Below are 17,726 nucleotides of genomic sequence, written 5' to 3'. Positions count from 1 at the left end.
GGCATGGAGGCGATATTTGGCCTGATAATCTTGCTGGCCGCGTTGGCTGGCGTCATCGCTTTTTTTAAAGTGCAAAGTCTGAGCCGGGAGCTAAGTGAGCTGCGTCGGCTTGTTACTGATTTAAACAGCAGGATTGTGCCTGCGTCTTCTGCTCAGATGGAATCAACAGAACGGCATAAGACGGTGGATAACATAAATAGGCCGGTCAATGTGCAGCCCAAGCCGGCTATCCCGTCGGTGTCACCAGCGGCAGTGTTACAAGTAAAGGCGTCCGCCAATCAGTGGCAAACCAGCTTCAAAGCCTGGCAGAACGCTTTTGAGCAAAACGGTATGGTGTGGATTGGTGCTGTGGCGCTGGCGCTTGGCGGCATCTTTCTGGCCAGTTATAGCCTGGAAAGGGGCTTGCTGTCTCCCCTGGCCAGAATCTTACTAGGTAGCGTTTTTGGTGTGGGTCTGATCCTGACATCCTTGTGGTTACACCGCCGTGCAGTGGTGTTTGAAGGTTATGCCAATTACATTCCCGCAGCCCTGGCCAGTGGCGGCTTTATTAGCTGCTTTGCCATGGTGCTTCTGGCCTTTTATGGCTATCAGATGCTGGGTAATCTCAGTGCCTTTGTGTTATTAGCCATTGTCGCTCTGAGCGCCAGTTATCTGTCGTTATTGCTTGGCCCCTTGCTGGCGGCCATTGGCATAGTTGGCGCTTATACGGTCCCACTTTGGCTAGGGGCTGACAGTGGCAGTCTGTTTGCATTGCTCAGCTATGTGCTGTTTGTTGGCCTGGCGGTGCTGTTACTTGCCAGACGTGTGCAGCAATCCTGGCTTTGGTATGCCCTGTATGGTGGCCACTTTGGCTGGTACATGCTGGCCCTGATACAGGGGCAAGCATCAGACAGTTCGCTATTTAGTGGATTTGTGTTGCTGACCTTGTACGGACTGGTGGTGTGGCCGGTCTGCGGCTGGCGCCTGCAAAGCCGACAGCTGCAGTCGCTGCCATTTCGGTCCTTGTTGCAAGCAGACAAAGAAAACGCAGCTTTGTTGCTGAGCTTACTTCCGGCCCTGGTATTTTTGTTATCAATCAGTTATCAAACGGCCAGTCTCACGCTGCTATTGGCGCTGGCTTTTGCCATGCTGGTGCTACCAAGGCTGCATTGCCGGTTTTCACATTGTGCGTTACTGACTTTGCCGATTTTTCTGGTCGGCATAATGATAGTGCCGACACCGGTGCGTTTGGATGAGTTGAGCGGCGCGTTAAGTGGCAATTATTTGTTGGTGGTGGGGAGCGCATTGTTGCTGTTTGTTTATGGCCTGGCGCTGGGCAGACAGCAGACAAAGCGTCTGGAATGCCATCTTTTGGCTGCCTTTGCCCCTTTTATTCTGATTGGGGTCGGCTATAGTCTGGCGCCGACAGGTGATAGCGGATTGCTCTACCCCTTTTGGGCGACCATGTTGTTGTTGATGAGCATGGGACTGGCAGGATTGGCCTGGCGGACTGCCGGTTGGCAGGCATTTTGTTACGTAGCAGGCAGTAACGCCAATCTGGCATTAAGTCTGACCATGCTGCTGAATGATAGCGCCCTGACCCTGGCGTTGCTGACGCAGGTGCTGGTTATTAGCTATTTGGCACAAAAAAGGCAACTGGCGCTGCCGCATTGGATTGTAAAGCTGCTGGTATCACTGATTCTATTGCGACTGAGTCTGGCGCCATGGACGCCAGGTTACGACACTTTGCAATTGCTCGGACTGCATTGGTCTATTGTGGTTTATCCTCTGGCCATTGGTCTTTTTTATCTCAGTGCCAGACTCTGGCAGGCTTCAGCTTTGTATCCCTGGCTGCTGGCAGCGGTACTGCATTTGTTTGCGCTGCTGGTCACCACAGAAACCAGTTATCTGTTAGTGGGGCACTATCCGCAGCCTGGTGCGCTTAGCTTTCAGGAAACAGTGTTATTGGCCATGAACTGGTTGTTATTGGGTGCTATGTATTTATATCGTGCCAGCTTTGCCGGCAATGCCCTGCCCATCTATCGATTCGCAGGTATTCTGCTTTGCATCGCCGCAGGGCTTTTGCAACTGCAATTGCTGGTGGACGACAACCCATTCTTCATTCAACAAGGGGTGGGGCAGTGGCCGCTCCTGAATTGGTTGTTGCCGCTATGGGCAGTGCCTGCGGCATTACTATTTTATCTCTCCCGAGGTCATCTGGCGGGGACAGCAGCCAAGGTGGTAAAAGGCATCAGTGCCTTACTGGCGTTTTTGTTCGTCAATGCTGTGATTCGCCAGGCCTGGCAAGGTGAAGAAATCCATCTCTGGCTGGCCACCTCGGATGCTGAACAATACAGCTATTCATTGGTCTGGCTGCTGATTGCCAGTAGTCTGGTCGGAATAGCTTATAAATTCGTCTTGCCTGGCTGGCAACGACTGGGATTCGGTTTGTTACTGATGGTTATTCTCAAGGTTTTCATTGTGGATATGGCAAACTTACAAGGCTTATTCAGGGCGGTGTCTTTTATTGGGCTGGGTCTTTGCCTGGTGGCGCTGGGTTGGCTATTTCAGCGGCTCAGGCAAAGTATTGCCAGTGAGCCTGATTATAACTGACGGCAGGTTGCCAGGAGCGCCTGCATCGCCTCCGCGCCCAGTTTTTTTGCGGTGGCTATATTGCGCTCGGGAATTGCCTCCGGTTCGCGATAACGCGCCAGCACCTGTTCAATGCTGGCTTCACGCAGTAAGTGCAGCACCGGGTGGGGGGCTCTATTGGTATAATGCGCCGCGGAGTCTGCCGGTTCATCGGCAAAACAATACTGAGGATGAAAACTGGCAAGCTGATAAGTACCACGGAGTTGGTTGTTATCCAGACTGCGGTTGGCTTCTTCCAGTAATGCAAGGTATTGCTCGTAATCCTCAAACTGTGGATAAATCAGCAAGCTGGTGGCAATCTCAGGGTGGGCATCCAGATAGTCACACTCATCCAGCAGTGCTTCTATTGCTCTGACCATCCGTTCATGGCCGCACACCAGATAGCGGGTATTGGCCAGTTCTTTTTTAGCAAAAGGGCAAAAGTTCAGACCCACCACCACTGTCTCTACCCAGTGGCGGGTCTGGCTGATTAGCTTTTGCTCGTTCATCAACTGTGATATTTCACGTAGGCTTCCAGGGTGTTTTCGATCAGGCTGGCTACTGTCATTGGACCAACCCCGCCCGGTACCGGGGTGATCCAGCCAGCCCGTTCCACAGCACTGGAAAACTGCACATCACCTACTAATTTACCGTCGTCGACCCTGTTAATGCCTACGTCAATAACAATGGCACCGGGTTTGATCCAATCGCCAGGAATAAATTCTGGCTTACCAACGGCGACTACCAGCAAATCTGCCCGTTCCACATGGGCACGCAGATCTTTAGTAAACTTGTGGCAAACGCTGATTGTGCAACCTGCCAGTAGCAGTTCCAGTGACATGGGGCGACCAACGATATTGGATGCGCCCACTACAACGGCGTCCAACCCCTTGATATGACGCTTGGTGGATTCAATCAGGGTCATAATACCTTTAGGTGTGCAGGGCCGCAGCGCCGGCAGACGCTGGGCGAGACGACCCAGATTGTAAGGATGGAAGCCGTCCACATCTTTATGCGGGTGAATGCGCTCCAATATCTGTTCGGCATTAAGGCCGGCTGGCAGGGGCAACTGCAATAATATGCCATCGACCTGATTGTCCGCATTGAGCTCATCTACCAGATCCAGTAACTGTTGTTGTGTAGTACTGGCGGGTAAATCATAGGAGCGGGAGACAAACCCCACTTCTTCACAGGCGTTGCGTTTGCTGCCGACATAAACCTGAGAGGCCGGATCGCTGCCGACCAGGATCACCGCCAGCCCTGGGGCGCGTTTTCCTGAGGCACGTATAGAGGCTACCTGGCTGGCCACATTCTGGCGTAATTGCTTGGCAATAAGTTTTCCGTCAATAAGTTGTGCTGGCATGGATTTATTTATCTATATAGAAGCGTGGCCAATATTGTCCCACAGATTAATGATTCCATTAAGCACTTGATCTATAGATAGCGTTCGACAATTTGTGAATCAGGGTGGATTGATAGAAAAGCCGGGTTGTATAGAAGGAATTGCTCAAAATGTTGGCAAATAAGTCGAAAACTCGCCAGTCTGTTTTAAAATTGCGCATACGAACTTTTTTTAATGAAAAAGTGTTTGACGGTCAAAGGTCATGTGGGTAATATTCGCGCCCCGTAGCAGCCAGTAAATGTTCTACTGCTACAGCAAGAGTCGGTGAGTAGCGCAGCTTGGTAGCGCACTTGTTTTGGGTACAAGGGGTCGCAGGTTCAAATCCTGTCTCACCGACCATCTCTTGCTTCAGGTTCGAAGAGCGCCCGTAGCTCAGCTGGATAGAGCAACGGCCTTCTAAGCCGTGGGTCGCAGGTTCGAATCCTGCCGGGCGCGCCAGCGACAGGCAGGTGAGAACAGTTCGACAAAATCGCCTGGAGCGATTTTGAACATCCATAGGATGGCCCGAAAGGGCGGAGTACAGGAAGTACGAAGTCATCCTGCCGGGCGCGCCATTCCAATCTGGCGTGACCAAAAAGAGAATCAGTGGTGGGCGTAGCTCAGTCGGTAGAGCCCCGGATTGTGATTCCGGTTGTCGTGGGTTCAAGTCCCATCGTCCACCCCACTCTTCTCTCTCTTCTTTAGAATTCTATCTTGTAATCCCTTTTTTCTTCGCTTTTATCCAATATTTTTTCGTTTTTTCAACTGGAATTGCCATGGGGCTGCCGCTATAATGCTGCGTCTTTTTATCAGGTCCAAGTTCACCCTCCAATCGCCTGATTCCCGCCAGATAGATTAGCGCGTGATTAAAAGGAAGTGGGTGGGCATATAGAAAAGCAGCCTAAGTGCGCATAGTTGAGGTAGAAGAATGCAAGTTTCCGTTGAGACGACTAAAGGTTTAGAGCGCCGTCTTACTATCACTGTTCCGGCTGAAAAAGTCGATGTCGCAGTAAAATCCCGTTTGCAACAATTGGCTAAAACCCAAAGGGTTAATGGCTTCCGTCCAGGCAAGGTACCCGTTACTGTTATTCAGAAACGCTTCGGTCAAGCCGTTCGTCAGGAAATCGCTGGCGAAGTAATGCAACGTAATTTCTATGAAGCCATTGTTCAGGAAAAATTGAACCCTGCCGGTATGCCTGCCTTTGAACTGAAAAAGGATAGCCAGGGTGAAGACCTGGAATTTGTGGCTTCGTTTGAAGTTTATCCAGAGGTGGAAATTAAGGACCTGAGTAAAATTCAGGTAGAAAAGCCGGTTGTTGAGATCGCCGATAAAGATCTGGACAACATGATGGACACACTGCGTAAGCAGCACGCTACCTGGAAAGAAGGCAAGCGTAAAGCCAAGAAAGACGACCGTGTCACTATCGATTTCGTTGGCACTATCGACGGTGAAGAGTTCGAAGGTGGCAAAGCCGAAGGCTTCCAGTTGGAGCTGGGCAAAGGCCGCATGATCCCAGGTTTTGAAGACCCTATCGTGGGTAAGAAAGCCGGTGAAGAAGTGGTTGCCGACGTGACCTTCCCTGAAGATTACCATGCCGAAAAACTGAAAGGCAAAGCCGCTCAGTTCACCATTAAAGTGACCAAAGTAGAAGGCTTGGATCTGCCGGAAGTGAACGAAGAGTTCGCCAAGCTGTTCGGTGTGGAAGACGGTGGTGTTGAAGCCCTTCGTGCCGAAGTACGCAAGAATATGCAACGTGAGCTGGAGCAAACCCTGAAAAACCAGGTTAAAGAGCAAGTTCTGAAAGGTTTGCTGGAGAACAACCAGGTAGATCTGCCTAAGGCGCTGGTTGACCAGGAAATCAATGTATTGCGTCAGCAGGCACTGCAGCGTTTTGGTAACCAACAGCAAGGTAATATGCCTGAGCTACCTGCTGAACTGTTTGAAGAAAATGCCCGTCGTCGCGTCAGCATCGGTTTGTTGCTGGGCGAAGTGATCAAACAGAAAGAACTGAAAGTAGATGCAGCTAAGGTTGAAGCGTTGATTGAAACCACTGCTTCTGCTTACGAAGATCCTGCTGAAGTGGTTAGTTACTATAAAACTAACAAAGAACTGATGCAGCAGATGAATAATATTGCGCTGGAAGATCAAGCTGTAGAAAGCGTGTTGGCAGAAGCCAAAGTCAAAGAAGTGAAAAAGGCCTTTGACGAAATCATGAACAGACAAGCCTAATTTGGCTGTTGTTCGTTGACTTGACCAGTCAGCAACTGCTTAAATGCTCGGTACCTACCGAGCATTTTTATTTTCAGCGGACGAAACCCAAACGCTACAAGGAGGGGTCCAAGTGTTGAATAACGAGAAGCCTAATATGATGCAGAATGCCTTCGAGCCCATGAATTCTCTGGTACCCATGGTGGTTGAGCAAACCTCCAAAGGGGAGCGGGCCTATGATATTTACTCCCGACTGCTGAAAGAGCGAATTATCTTTATGGTAGGTCAGGTGGAAGATCATATGGCCAACCTGATCGTTGCACAGATGTTGTTTCTGGAGTCAGAAAACCCAGAGAAAGATATCTTTTTGTATATCAACTCTCCTGGCGGTTCGGTGACGGCGGGCATGGCTATTTATGACACCATGAACCTGATAAAGCCCGATGTCAGCACGATGTGCGTAGGACAGGCGGCCAGTATGGGCGCATTCCTGCTATCCGGCGGTGCCAAGGGCAAGCGTTATTGTCTGCCAAACTCCAGAGTGATGATTCACCAACCCCTGGGCGGTTTTCAGGGCCAGGCATCGGATTTTGAAATTCATGCCCGTGAAATACTGTCTATCAAGGAAAAGCTTAATCGTCTGATGGCTGAGCATACCGGGCAGGACTATGAGATTGTGGCCAGGGATACCGACAGGGACAACTTTATGAGTGCGGCGGAAGCCAAAGAATATGGACTGGTGGATCAGGTGCTGGCCAATCGTCTGGATGCCCATCAAGATAAATAGTCACTTCGGCTTATTTGTCGCCAAGAAATTGAGAAATTGGTCGATAAGGGTTAATACTTGTAAGACAGGTAGCCCCAGGTCTGACAGAGGTAACGAGTAAATGAGTAATAGTCACAGCGGGGACGGCGATAATAAGCTGCTGTATTGTTCTTTCTGCGGCAAAAGCCAGCATGAAGTTCGCAAGCTGATTGCCGGGCCGTCAGTCTTTATCTGTGATGAATGCGTTGAGCTCTGCAACGACATCATCCGTGAAGAAATTAAAGAGATTGCCCCGAAAAAGAAACAAAGTGCCCTGCCTAAGCCGCAGGACATCCATAAGCACCTGGACGACTATGTCATCGGTCAGGAGCATGCCAAGAAGGTGTTGGCAGTCGCTGTATATAATCACTATAAGCGTTTACGCAATGGTGATGTACACGAAGGCGTCGAGCTGGGTAAAAGTAATATTTTGCTGATCGGCCCGACCGGTAGTGGTAAAACCCTGCTGGCTGAGACCTTAGCGCGTTTTCTGGATGTGCCTTTCACTATGGCTGATGCCACCACCCTGACTGAAGCAGGGTACGTGGGGGAAGACGTTGAGAATATCATCCAGAAGCTGTTGCAAAAATGCGATTACGATGTAGAGAAAGCCCAACGGGGTATTGTTTACATTGATGAAATCGATAAGATTTCCCGCAAGTCCGACAATCCGTCCATTACCCGTGATGTCTCCGGGGAAGGCGTGCAGCAGGCGTTGCTTAAGCTGATTGAAGGGACCATTGCCTCTGTTCCGCCCCAGGGGGGCCGCAAGCATCCGCAGCAGGAATTCCTGCAGGTTGATACTTCCAAGATCCTGTTTATTTGCGGCGGCGCTTTTGCTGGTCTGGATAAGGTGATTGAGCAGCGCATGCAAACTGGCACCAGCATTGGCTTTGTCGCTCAGGTTCGTAGTAAGGATCAGAAAGCCGGGTTGGGTAAGCTGTTCCAGCAGGTTGAGCCGGAAGATTTGATTAAGTACGGTTTAATCCCTGAATTCATCGGGCGTTTGCCGGTAGTTGCGACACTGGAAGAGTTGAATGAAGCGGCGCTTATCCAAATTTTGTGTGAGCCCAAAAACGCCTTAACCAAACAGTATGGCGCACTGTTTTCCATGGAAAACACCGAACTGGAATTCCGGGACGATGCTTTGCACGCTATTGCCACCAAGGCTATGGAGCGTAAAACCGGTGCCCGTGGATTGCGTTCCATTGTGGAAGGTGTATTACTGGAAACCATGTACGAGCTGCCTGCCATGAGCAACGTCAGTAAGGTGGTGATTGACGAGTCGGTGATCCGCGGTGAATCCAAACCCATATTGATATACGATAACGCCAAGGAAAAGAAGGCGGCATCCGAATAATCAAAGGCCCCACAGGGGCCTTTTTGCTGCCTTGATAGAGGCAACTGCAGAAGATGACAGGGCATGTCGTTGAACTTCCCCTGACCATCCCCATATTACTTCCAGTTTAGATTAAAACGATAAGAGATTGAGTATGACGACTGAGCGACCTGAACGTGTCGAAATGCCCGTCCTGGCCTTAAGGGATGTGGTGGTATACCCGCATATGGTTATCCCGCTGTTTGTCGGCCGGGAAAAGTCCATTCAATGCCTGGAAGCGGCCATGAACAATGACAAGCAAATCTTTCTGGTCGCCCAGAAAGACGCTGGCATTGATGAACCGCAAACCGATGATATTTACAAGGTTGGAACCATCGCCACCATTCTGCAATTGCTGAAGTTACCCGACGGCACCGTCAAGGTGCTGGTAGAAGGCAATGTACGCGGAGAAATTCAGACTTATCTGCAAACCGACGAGTTTTTCATCGCTGAGGTCATCCGTAAACAGGACGATGCCATGGCTGATGCCGAACAGGAAGTCTTGATTCGTTCCGCCATCTCGCAGTTTGAAGGCTACGTAAAGCTGAATAAGAAAATTCCGCCAGAGGTACTGACGTCTTTAAATGGTATCGAGGATGCCGCGCGCCTGGCAGATACTATGGCCGCGCATATGCCGCTGAAGCTGGCGGAAAAACAAAAAGTGCTGGAAATGGCTCAGGTCAATGAGCGTCTGGAATATCTGATGGCGCTGATGGAAGGGGAAATAGACCTGCTGCAGGTGGAGAAGAAGATTCGCACCAGAGTCAAAAAGCAGATGGAGAAAAGTCAGCGCGAGTATTATCTCAATGAGCAGATGAAAGCCATTCAGAAAGAGTTGGGGGAGCTGGATGAAGCCCCTGACGAATTCGAAAGTCTGAGTAAAAAAATTGAAGACGCCAAGATGCCGGCCGATGCCAAACAGAAGGCCGCCGCAGAATTACAAAAGCTGAAGATGATGTCACCCATGTCAGCTGAGGCCACTGTGGTGCGCAGCTATATTGACTGGCTGGTGTCGGTGCCATGGCATAAGCGCAGTAAGGTGAAGAAAAACCTCGCCGCCGCCGAGCAAGTACTGGACGCTGACCACTACGGTCTGGAGCGGGTCAAAGAGCGAATCATCGAATACCTGGCGGTGCAGCAGCGCGTACGCAAGTTAAAAGGCCCCATATTGTGCCTGGTTGGCCCGCCTGGAGTGGGTAAAACCTCGTTAGGACAGTCCATCGCCAAAGCGACGGGCCGCGAATATGTGCGTATGGCCCTTGGCGGGGTCAGGGATGAAGCAGAAATCCGTGGTCATCGTCGCACATACATTGGTTCATTGCCCGGTAAACTGATCCAGAAGATGGCCAAGGTTGGCGTAAAAAACCCGCTGTTCCTGTTGGATGAAATTGACAAAATGTCATCTGATATGCGCGGCGATCCTGCTTCTGCCTTGTTGGAGGTGCTGGATCCTGAACAAAACAGCAGCTTCAGCGATCATTATCTCGAAGTGGATTACGACCTGTCTGATGTGATGTTTGTTGCCACTTCCAACAGTATGAATATTCCCGGTCCGTTGCTGGACAGAATGGAAGTGATTCGACTGTCCGGTTATACCGAGGATGAAAAACTCAATATCGCCACCCGCCATCTGATAGAGAAACAGATGAGCCGTAACGGTCTGAAGAAAGGCGAGTTGGTCATTGAGGAATCTGCCATTTTGGGCATCATTCGTTATTACACTCGCGAAGCCGGGGTGCGCAGCCTTGAGCGGGAGATTTCCAAGATCTGTCGCAAGGCGGTAAAGAATGTATTACTGGATAAATCCATCAAGAAAGTCGTGGTGACTCAGGACAATCTGGCCGACTACCTGGGGGTGCAGCGTTTCGATTACGGCAAGGCAGACAAAAACAATCAGATTGGTCAGGTGACGGGTCTGGCCTGGACTCAGGTTGGTGGCGATCTGCTTACTATTGAGACCGCAGCGGTAGCGGGCAAAGGTAAAACTACCTTTACCGGCTCGCTGGGTGATGTTATGCAAGAGTCAATTCAGACCGCCATGACAGTGGTTCGCAGCCGGGCCAGCAAGTTGGGCATCAACGAAGATTTCTACGAGAAACGTGATATCCATGTACACGTACCTGAAGGTGCAACTCCCAAAGACGGTCCCAGCGCAGGTATCGCGATGTGTACTGCCCTGGTGTCAACCCTGACAGGTAACCCAGTGCGCTGCGATGTGGCAATGACCGGGGAAATCACCCTGCGTGGTGAGGTACTGGCCATTGGCGGCTTGAAAGAGAAGCTACTGGCTGCGCACCGTGGTGGGATAAAGACCGTGGTGATTCCCAAAGAAAACGAGCGTGATCTGAAAGAAATTCCAGATAATGTTAAGCAGGATCTGGCGATTCATCCGGTGCAATGGATTGATGAAGTGTTGGTCCTAGCCTTGGAAAACAACCCGGAAGGTTTCGAGGTGGTAAACGCCGCAAAGGCCTAGTTGGATTGCACCGACTTGGTGCTGAAAGGTCACGAAATCCGCTGTTGTGGATGACAAAGCGCAAAAAGTTGTCGTAAACAGGCACTTTTTGCGTTTTTTTTGATTTACAGGGCTTCCCTACCCAGCAAGATATGGTAGCCTTAATTCAAGATCGCTTCAGGCCTTGTCACAAAAGGGATAGCGGCGAATCTGAATTAATTTAAATATTAAAATCTTGGCTTGAAGTTGCGATTCAAGCTTGTTATAACATTTTCGCAACAATTGTTTGCGGATCAGCAATATAATAAAAACTGAAGGGGATGATATTGTGAATAAGTCTCAACTAATCGATAAAATCGCTGCTGGCGCGGATATTTCCAAAGCTGCCGCAGGTCGTGCACTTGATGCCCTGACCGATGCAGTAACCGACGCGCTGAAAGGTGGCGATCAAGTTGCTCTGGTTGGCTTTGGTACTTTCTCCGTGCGTGAGCGTTCTGCTCGTAGCGGTCGCAATCCACAAACTGGTGCGACTATCCAAATCGCAGCTGCCAAAGTGCCTTCTTTCAAAGCTGGTAAAGCCCTGAAAGACGCTTGTAATTAAGCCGCTATGTTCGGTTGAAAAAGCGATGAGAAATCATCGCTTTTTTTATGTCCAGGGATGGACGGTATGCCGTGGTCGCATGGATGCGAGAGAACGGCGATGTCCAGGGACGGACGGGACGAAAGCCAGCTCCTGCGTTTTCGTCACTTCCACCATCCTTGGTGGTCGTATGCCGTGGTCGCATGGATGCGAAAGAACGGCGATGTCCAGGGACGGACGGTACGAAAGGCTATAAGCTACTTCCTGTAGCTTACCTGCAATGCAGGCCAGCTAAAGCTGTTCCATAGCGTTCCATACGCTATGGTGCTCCTGCGTTTTCGTCACTTCCACCATCTTTGGTGGTCGGCAGAAAAGCTGCTCCTGCGTTTTCTGCACTTCCACCATCCTTGGTGGTCGGCAGAAAGGCTGCTCCTGCGTTTTCTGCACTTCCACCATCCTTGGTGGTCGAATGCCGTGGTCGCATGGATGCGAGTGAGCGGCGATATGCTGGGGCGGCAATACGCCGTTGCCATTCTGTTTCAGTTTACACTGAGTTATAATCCGGCGAATTTGATTAAGCGCTGACCAGGTCTCCCCCAAGGTTTTGGCGCAAATTGGAGTTTAAAGACCAAGATGTTAGAGAGAATAAGAGAAGGATCGCAGGGATTTTGGGCAAAAGCCATTCTGGGGCTGGTCATTCTGACCTTTGCCCTGGCTGGGGTTGGAAGCTACTTAAATGCTAAGTCAGATATCCCTGTCGCAACTGTTAATGGTGATGACATCAGTCAGTCCAGTCTGGAAAATGCTTATCAGAATGAACGTGCCAGAATGGAAAGTCAGTATGGTGATGCTTTTGCCAATCTGATGGCAGACAGCGAATATATGCGGACGTTCCGTCGTGGTTTACTGGATCGGTTAATCGCCGACAAGTTGGTAGAACAAACCGCTGCAGAGCTGGATTTACGCGTCAGTGACAATCAGGTTAAAGAGGCTATTGTGAATATGCCTGAGTTTCAACTCGGCGGCACATTCAACAATGACAGATATCAGGCCGTATTGCGCCAGGCCGGGATGCAACCACAGGATTTTCGTGATCGCCTTCGCCAGGACATGACGCGTCAGCAGTTGATGCGAGCCCTGGTTGGCAGTGAATTCAGTCTGGATGCGGAAGTCGCACAAACATATGCGCTGCAGCAGCAAAAGCGCGATATCAGCTATGTGAATATTCCTGCCGTTGCTTTTGAGGCTGATGTGCAGGTTTCAGAGCAGGAAATCAGCGATTATTATCAAACTCACATCAGCAGTTTTGACACCGAAGAGCAGGTTGCTTTGCGTTATCTGGAATTGAAGGTTGCCGATCTGTTAGATGCGGTGCAGGTTTCAGAACAGGAGCTTAATGATTACTACCTGTCTAATCAGGACCAATACAGAACCGAAGAGGAACGTCGCGTCTCGCATATTCTGTTGGAGTTTGGTGAGGACAAACAGGCAACGCAGGAACAGGCAAACGCTATTCTTGAGCGCCTCAACAATGGTGAAGACTTTGCTGCACTAGCAAAAGAGTTATCTACCGATGCATTCAGTGCTGAGAATGGTGGTGATCTGGATTGGTTTGGCCGTGGCGTGATGGATCCCGCTTTTGAAGAGGCCGCCTTTGCTTTGGCTCAGGAAGGCGATGTCAGTGACGTGGTGGAGAGTGCATTTGGTTTGCATATTATCAAGCTGACGGGTGTAAAACCTGAACAAGTGCAGACCCTGGAGCAGGTTCGGGATGAAATTGTTGCTGCAGTCAAGCAGGACAAAGCGCAGGCAGAGTTTTATCAGTTACATCAGCAGGTGGCTGAGCTGGCTTTTGAGCAGCCAGATAGTCTGGATGATGTGGCCGGTTTGTTGGGCAAGGAAATTCAAAGCACTGAACTGTTCAGTCGCACTTCTGCACCAGAAACCTTTGCTGGAAACCAGGTGTTGAATGTCGCCTTTTCAGAGGAATTGATTGAAGACCGGGTAAACAGCGAGGTGATTGATATTTCACCTGAGCATTTGCTGGTACTCAGAGTGGCGGAACATCAACCACAGCGCACCCGTCAGTTAGCTGAAGTCAGCGAAGATATTAGCGCTCAACTTAAAGCCGATAAAGCGCAAGCTGCAGCCAGACAATGGGCTGACGAGTTGGTTGCTTCAGCTAAGTCTGGAGAGAGTATTCAGTCCAAACTGGATGAGAAAGGGCTGAGCTGGGCAACGGAGTCAGGCCAAATGCGGTATGGCTCGGTACTACCGGCTGCGGTAGTGGAACAGGCCTTTAAATTGACTGCCAACTCAGATGCGAATCTTGCTGCGGTCAATACAGCCGCTGGCAATGCCGCATTAGTAAGGCTAGACGCGATACACGAAGCTGAGGCAGCACAAGATACAATGCTGGCCAGCATTGAGCAGCGTCTGTCCAGTGGCCGCGGTCAGCAGCTTTATGTGGATTTTATCGATGCCTTAAAGGCGAAAGCAGATATAGAGATCCACGCTGTTCAGCAGTAAGGCTGAAAGCACAGAAAAAACGCTGCAGATTGCAGCGTTTTTTGTTTTAGAAGCCAGTTGACAGCGCTCTCGAGGTCAGAATGTGATACGTCAACTGCCTAAGCGTCCCGGCTAATGAGGGCCTGATAGGCATGGATCAGCCGTTGCGTATAATCTGATTTTGGCCAGTTAAAAATCACATCGGTTTTACCGGACTCCACCAGTTTTCCTTCCTCTAGCACGAGTATTCTGTCGCTGATATGCCGGACAATTCCCAGATTGTGCGAGATAAAGATAAAGCCCAGGCCCAGGTCACGCTGTAACTTCATCAACAGGTTGACCGTTTGTGAACGTACCGATGGATCCAGTGCGGCGAAGGGCTCGTCAGCTACCAACACTTGTGGGTTGAGAATTAAGGCTCTGGCAACAGCGACCCGTTGCCGCTGCCCTTCAGAAAGCATATGCCGATAAAAGAACTGATGTTCAGGCAGCATGCCTACCAGTTTCAGCGTTTCTTCAATTTTCTGCTTACGCGCCCGACTATCCAGCTCCGTGTTGAGGATCAGCGGCTCCTCCAGCAGGCTGCCCAATGTCAGTGCTGGATTGAGTGATTCCTTGGTATGCTGAAAGATCATACGAATGGCTTGAAAACGCTGCCTTTTGTGATGAAGAGGCTCACCATTTAGCAGTATTTCACCTGCATTTGGCCGTTCCACCCCTACCAGTAATTTAGCCAGCAGCGATTTACCTGAGCCGTTTTCACCCATGATGGCCATGGTTTCTCCGGCTTTCAGTTCAAAACTCAGAGGGTCCAGGCGAAAGCCTGCATTTTTGCCAAACCAGGATTTGTCCTTTTTGCAATAACTGAGGTTAGAAACGGTCAATAGTGGCGTCATGTCTTATCCCTGTGCAGAGGGAAATGGCAGGCGTAATAGTGTTCATGAATACGTCGGACATCCGGCATCTTAACGCATTCTTTCTGCGCTCTTGGACAGCGGGGACCCAACCTGCAGCCAATAGGTAAATGCTGAAGCGTGGGAATGGTGCCATCCAGACTCGACAGAGCCGCCTTAGGTGGTAAATCACGTCTGAAACTGGGCGCACTATCCAGAAGCGCCTTGGTGTAGGGATGCAGTGGTCGTCTTTTTAACTGGCTCATTTTGCCGCTTTCCACTGTCTGGCCGCAATAAAGTACGGTCATAGTGTCTGCCATGGCCGAGATAGCCAGTAAGTCATGACTGACAAATAAGATACTCAGTTCCCTGGTTTTATTGAGCTTAGCCAGTAGGCGCAACACTTGGATCTTGGTGGTGGTTTCCATTCCCATCGTGGGATTGTCAGCAATCAACAGTTTAGGGTTGGATACCAACGCCATGGCTAACGCAAACTTCTGGCTAATATCTTCTGCAACCTGATGCGGGTAGCTGGCCAGACAAACGTCGTGGTCCCGGATACCGACCTTATGCAATTGTTGGGTGGCAATTAAACGTCGCTGCTGCCGACGTTGCCAGAACCAACCCCTGTCAAGCTGACTGTCAGCAATACTTTCCTCAATCTGTTCCTGAAGTGTGGCTGAGGGGTCTAATGAGGTTGCTGGATTTTGCAATACCACGGACATTTCGCTGCGGGTAATGGCGCGGCGCTGGCTGTCAGACATGGACAGTAAATCCCGGCCTTTCCAGTTCATACGGTCAGCCGTGACTTTCCATCTGTCCGGCAGCGCGCCTACGATAGACTTGACCACCAGACTCTTACCCGAACCTGACTCGCCCACCAATGCGCGGACCTCGCTACTATCAATGCTGAGGTTTATCTTATCCAGTGCTTTGATCCAGCCCAGCGGTGTGTCGATTTCCAGGGTTAGATTCTTGATATCCAGAAGTGGCATTATTGACTCAACCTGTTTTTCAGCGCGGTACGAAGTCCGTCTCCCACCAGATTAATGGATAGAACCATCAGGAAGATGGCCGCCCCGGGCAATGATATGCTCCAGGGGGCAACATAAGCGGTTTCCAGTGCATCGGACAGCATCGCGCCAAGCTCAGGAGAAGGAGACTGAGCACCCAGACTCAGAAAACCAAGGGCGGATATGTCCAATATTGCCACAGACAGCGCCATGGTCGCCTGTACGACCAGCATTTCAATCATGTTCGGTAAGATGCTATGAAAGAATATGCGCAGCTCGCTGGCTCCGTCCAGGCGGGCAGCGGTCACATATTCTTTTTTATATTCACGTCTGACCATATCGCGGGTGTGGTGTATAAACTGCGGTATAAGCGCCAGGGTTATGGCCCACATACTGTTCATCAGGCCAGTACCGAGGATGGCCACGATGATAATAGCGATCAGCAGGGTAGGGATAGCCATGATGGCATCAAGTAGGTGATTAATAATACTGGCGCGAAGTCCCCGGCTCATGCCAGCATAAGCGCCGATACTGCAGCCTATTAACATCGCCAGTAATACTAAAAACAGGCTGGCACCAAAGGTGATCTGGCAACCATGTACAACCCGGGTCAATAAGTCCCTGCCTATACCATCGGTGCCAAACAGGTGCGAGACATCACCATTCGCATCCCAGGCCGGAGGCAATAGAATGGCCTCAGTATTCTGATCAAGTGGGCCAAAGGGTAACAACCAGGGGCCCAATAACACCAGCAGTACAAAGAATCCAAGGCACCATAGACCGGCCAGGGCAATATGGTTACGTTGGAACTCGTTCCAGGTATGGCGCATTGGCGAGGGATATAACTCCTCGTTGTAAAAACTAGACTTGGGCATGGATTTGTTTCTTGCTCAAGGGGTAGATCATACGGATCAGCAGATCCACGGAGATAGTAACAATCACCACCAGGGCCGATACCGCCAACATACCGCCGCGAATAGCTGGAAAGTCACGCTGATAAATAGCCTGAATCAACCATTCCCCGATACCGGGCCAGGAAAAGATTACTTCGACAATCATGGCATTGGTGAGCAATACAGTAAACTGCATCGCCAATTGCGGCATGATGGGAAGCAGAGCATTCTTCATACCATGGCGCCAAAAAACCTGGGGGCGACTTAACCCTTTTGCAAAGGCGGCTTTTATATAGTCACTGGCCATGACATTAATAACCGAGCGGCGTGTCAGACGAATGACCAGGGAACTGGTCACTATGGATAAAGATAGGGTGGGTAAAATCAAATGATTCAGCGCATCCAGCAATACCTGCTGCTTATTTGCAACATTGGACATGATTATGTCTAACAGAATAAAACCTGTTTGGTGAGGAATGTCGTAAAGCAGGCTAACCCGCCCGGACATCGGCAGCCCTCCCCATTGCAGGGCAAAAATCAGTATTAATAGTAAGGCCAGCCAAAAAACCGGCAAAGAGAACCCCACCAGGCTAACGGACAGGATCCCCATATCAGAAATACGTCGGTGGTTTAAACCGGCGATAATACCCAATGGAATACCAACCAGTAGCGATACAAACATGGCATACAGGCTGAGTTCAATACTGGCAGGCAGAAACTGACAAATGTCGTCGAAGATTGGATTTTGCGAGCTGAGGCTAAGACCCCATTCACCTACAAGAGTCAGCTTCAAGTATTGCCAGAAGCCAGCAAGCGCTCCTTCATCTAACGCATACATCAAGCGCAATTGTTGCGCCTGATCATCCGATGGTGAGGGGTTGCCTGACAGATTTGTCAGAGGATCACCCGGAAACAGGAATGCCAGAATGTATGAGGCAATACATAGAATCAGCAAGGTGATCAGTAGCAGATTTAGTCGGCGTCCGAGGTAAATAAGCATT

Annotated in this window: 14 protein-coding genes and 3 tRNA genes; 11 read left to right on the top strand and 6 right to left on the bottom strand. The window is 50.2% G+C overall.

All coding sequences use genetic code 11. From position 1 onward, the window contains the following. Positions 1 to 3: 3 nt before the first annotated feature. Positions 4 to 2,592 (top strand): DUF2339 domain-containing protein, encoded by a 2,589-nt coding sequence (locus ABD028_RS16175; protein ID WP_343846245.1) that lies wholly within the window; start codon positions 4 to 6, stop codon positions 2,590 to 2,592. Here ABD028_RS16175 and ABD028_RS16170 read toward each other — a convergent pair. Together ABD028_RS16170 and folD are read right to left on the bottom strand one after the other, a co-directional pair. After that, positions 2,583 to 3,119, bottom strand: a complete 537-nt coding sequence (locus ABD028_RS16170; RefSeq protein WP_343846244.1) for a DUF1415 domain-containing protein — start codon at positions 3,117 to 3,119, stop codon at positions 2,583 to 2,585. The two genes, ABD028_RS16175 and ABD028_RS16170, sit on opposite strands and share 10 nt — an antisense overlap. Further along, positions 3,119 to 3,973 carry a bifunctional methylenetetrahydrofolate dehydrogenase/methenyltetrahydrofolate cyclohydrolase FolD gene (folD, locus tag ABD028_RS16165; protein ID WP_102796632.1) on the bottom strand — a complete coding sequence of 285 codons (855 nt, stop codon included), beginning with the start codon at positions 3,971 to 3,973 and terminating at the stop codon, positions 3,119 to 3,121. Before folD ends, ABD028_RS16170 begins: the two co-directional genes overlap by 1 nt. Positions 3,974 to 4,274: 301 nt before the next feature. Here folD and ABD028_RS16160 point away from each other — a divergent pair. From ABD028_RS16160 to ABD028_RS16115, 10 genes are all read left to right on the top strand, one after another. Then, positions 4,275 to 4,351, top strand: a tRNA-Pro gene (locus ABD028_RS16160). Between the two features lie 22 nt (positions 4,352 to 4,373). Next, positions 4,374 to 4,450, top strand: a tRNA-Arg gene (locus ABD028_RS16155). Positions 4,451 to 4,600: 150 nt separating this feature from the next. Next, positions 4,601 to 4,676, top strand: a tRNA-His gene (locus tag ABD028_RS16150). 243 nt (positions 4,677 to 4,919) lie between these two features. Next, on the top strand, positions 4,920 to 6,221 hold the full coding sequence (gene tig, locus ABD028_RS16145) for a trigger factor (RefSeq protein ID WP_102796633.1): 1,302 nt from the start codon (positions 4,920 to 4,922) through the stop codon (positions 6,219 to 6,221). A gap of 139 nt (positions 6,222 to 6,360) precedes the next feature. Beyond that, entirely contained in the window at positions 6,361 to 6,987 is a 627-nt protein-coding gene (gene clpP, locus ABD028_RS16140; protein WP_425427693.1) for an ATP-dependent Clp endopeptidase proteolytic subunit ClpP, read from the top strand. 100 nt (positions 6,988 to 7,087) lie between these two features. Then, on the top strand, positions 7,088 to 8,365 hold the full coding sequence (gene clpX / locus ABD028_RS16135; RefSeq protein WP_102796634.1) for an ATP-dependent protease ATP-binding subunit ClpX: 1,278 nt from the start codon (positions 7,088 to 7,090) through the stop codon (positions 8,363 to 8,365). A 133-nt stretch (positions 8,366 to 8,498) separates the two neighbouring features. Then, positions 8,499 to 10,859 (top strand): endopeptidase La, encoded by a 2,361-nt coding sequence (gene lon, locus ABD028_RS16130; protein WP_343846243.1) that lies wholly within the window; start codon positions 8,499 to 8,501, stop codon positions 10,857 to 10,859. A gap of 307 nt (positions 10,860 to 11,166) precedes the next feature. Beyond that, the gene (gene hupB, locus ABD028_RS16125) at positions 11,167 to 11,439 is read left to right on the top strand and encodes a nucleoid-associated protein HU-beta (protein ID WP_102796818.1); all 273 of its coding nucleotides are present in this window, start codon (positions 11,167 to 11,169) and stop codon (positions 11,437 to 11,439) included. 300 nt (positions 11,440 to 11,739) lie between these two features. Next, positions 11,740 to 12,003, top strand: a complete 264-nt coding sequence (locus ABD028_RS16120) for a hypothetical protein (protein ID WP_343846241.1) — start codon at positions 11,740 to 11,742, stop codon at positions 12,001 to 12,003. Between the two features lie 48 nt (positions 12,004 to 12,051). Further along, the gene (locus ABD028_RS16115) at positions 12,052 to 13,947 is read left to right on the top strand and encodes a SurA N-terminal domain-containing protein (protein WP_343846240.1); all 1,896 of its coding nucleotides are present in this window, start codon (positions 12,052 to 12,054) and stop codon (positions 13,945 to 13,947) included. 98 nt (positions 13,948 to 14,045) lie between these two features. On the opposite strand, the gene ABD028_RS16110 is transcribed toward ABD028_RS16115, so the two are convergent. The 4 genes from ABD028_RS16110 to ABD028_RS16095 are packed head-to-tail and all read right to left on the bottom strand — an operon-like array spanning position 14,046 to position 17,725. Continuing rightward, positions 14,046 to 14,822, bottom strand: a complete 777-nt coding sequence (locus ABD028_RS16110) for an ATP-binding cassette domain-containing protein (protein WP_343846238.1) — start codon at positions 14,820 to 14,822, stop codon at positions 14,046 to 14,048. Next, positions 14,819 to 15,814, bottom strand: coding sequence for an oligopeptide/dipeptide ABC transporter ATP-binding protein (locus ABD028_RS16105; protein ID WP_343846237.1), 996 nt, complete (start codon positions 15,812 to 15,814; stop codon positions 14,819 to 14,821). The genes ABD028_RS16110 and ABD028_RS16105 overlap by 4 nt, the downstream gene beginning before the upstream one ends. Next, entirely contained in the window at positions 15,814 to 16,707 is an 894-nt protein-coding gene (locus ABD028_RS16100) for an ABC transporter permease subunit (RefSeq protein WP_102796639.1), read from the bottom strand. Before ABD028_RS16100 ends, ABD028_RS16105 begins: the two co-directional genes overlap by 1 nt. Then, complete coding sequence (locus tag ABD028_RS16095) at positions 16,694 to 17,725, bottom strand: ABC transporter permease subunit (protein WP_343846343.1); 1,032 nt, start codon at positions 17,723 to 17,725, stop codon at positions 16,694 to 16,696. The genes ABD028_RS16100 and ABD028_RS16095 overlap by 14 nt, the downstream gene beginning before the upstream one ends. Position 17,726 lies beyond the last annotated feature (1 nt).

Source organism: Bowmanella denitrificans (assembly GCF_039522935.1).
GTDB lineage: Bacteria > Pseudomonadota > Gammaproteobacteria > Enterobacterales > Alteromonadaceae > Bowmanella > Bowmanella denitrificans.
The sequence above is the reverse complement of the archived record's forward strand: the minus strand, read 5'-3'. Positions and strand labels throughout refer to the sequence as shown.